This window comes from Massilia sp. TWR1-2-2 (genome assembly GCF_049897565.1).
Lineage (GTDB): Bacteria > Pseudomonadota > Gammaproteobacteria > Burkholderiales > Burkholderiaceae_D > JAFCUW01.
In genome coordinates this window covers 1-1,644 of record NZ_JAFCWM010000069.1, presented here as the reverse complement: position 1 = coordinate 1,644, position 1,644 = coordinate 1, and the positions used below count along the sequence as shown (strand labels likewise).

Sequence of the window (1,644 nt, the reverse complement as noted above, 5' to 3'; positions counted from 1 at the left end):
TAATTCAAGGGGTTGAGACCAGAAACCTAGGTTTCGAAGCAATCGGAAGTGGTTCCAAGAAAAGCCTCTAAGCTTCAGTCATACGAGACCGTACCGCAAACCGACACAGGTGGGCGAGATGAGTATTCTAAGGCGCTTGAGAGAACTCGGGAGAAGGAACTCGGCAAATTGGTACCGTAACTTCGGGAAAAGGTACGCCCCGGTAGCTTGATTGGTTTACTCCATGAGGGTGAAAGGGTTGCAATAAACTGGTGGCTGCGACTGTTTAATAAAAACACAGCACTCTGCAAACACGAAAGTGGACGTATAGGGTGTGACGCCTGCCCGGTGCTGGAAGATTAAATGATGGGGTGCAAGCTCTTGATTGAAGTCCCAGTAAACGGCGGCCGTAACTATAACGGTCCTAAGGTAGCGAAATTCCTTGTCGGGTAAGTTCCGACCTGCACGAATGGCGTAACGATGGCCACACTGTCTCCTCCCGAGACTCAGCGAAGTTGAAATGTTTGTGATGATGCAATCTACCCGCGGCTAGACGGAAAGACCCCATGAACCTTTACTGTAGCTTTGCATTGGACTTTGAACCAATCTGTGTAGGATAGGTGGGAGGCTTTGAAGCGGTGACGCCAGTCATCGTGGAGCCAACCTTGAAATACCACCCTGGTTTGTTTGAGGTTCTAACCTTGGTCCGTTATCCGGATCGGGGACAGTGCATGGTAGGCAGTTTGACTGGGGCGGTCTCCTCCTAAAGTGTAACGGAGGAGTTCGAAGGTACGCTAGATACGGTCGGACATCGTGTTGATAGTGCAATGGCATAAGCGTGCTTAACTGCGAGACTGACAAGTCGAGCAGGTACGAAAGTAGGACATAGTGATCCGGTGGTTCTGTATGGAAGGGCCATCGCTCAACGGATAAAAGGTACTCTGGGGATAACAGGCTGATTCCTCCCAAGAGTTCATATCGACGGGGGAGTTTGGCACCTCGATGTCGGCTCATCACATCCTGGGGCTGTAGCCGGTCCCAAGGGTATGGCTGTTCGCCATTTAAAGTGGTACGTGAGCTGGGTTTAAAACGTCGTGAGACAGTTTGGTCCCTATCTGCCGTGGGCGTTGGAAATTTGAAGGGGGCTGCTCCTAGTACGAGAGGACCGGAGTGGACAGACCTCTGGTGTACCGGTTGTCACGCCAGTGGCATTGCCGGGTAGCTAAGTCTGGAAGAGATAACCGCTGAAAGCATCTAAGCGGGAAACTTGCCTTGAGATGAGATTTCCCAGAGCCTTGAGCTCTTTAAAGGGTCGTTCGAGACCAGGACGTTGATAGGTCAGGTGTGGAAGTGCAGTAATGCATTAAGCTAACTGATACTAATTGCCCGTACGGCTTGTCCCTATAACCTTAGCAGGTACAGAGATAAGAATACGCGTTGTGTTTGTCGTGATTGACGATCGCTACCAAGTAATATGAAACGATACTTCTTCCAGATTCAAAGCGCTGTCGCCCCACAGGGGACAGTTGCTTGTACAAGTTATGCCTGATGACCATAGTAAATCGGTACCACCCCTTCCCATCCCGAACAGGACCGTGAAACGATATTACGCCGATGATAGTGCTGCAACCAGTGTGAAAGTAGGTTATCGTCAGGCTAGTTATA

General features: G+C 50.2%; 2 rRNA genes (1 of these 2 only partly in view). Both read left to right on the top strand.

Features of this window, described 5'->3' with window-relative positions:
* Positions 1 to 1,382 (top strand): 23S ribosomal RNA (locus ACP7DD_RS26225) (it extends 1,609 nt beyond the left edge of the window).
* 141 nt (positions 1,383 to 1,523) lie between these two features.
* A 5S ribosomal RNA gene (gene rrf / locus ACP7DD_RS26220) occupies positions 1,524 to 1,636 on the top strand.
* Positions 1,637 to 1,644: the final 8 nt, after the last annotated feature.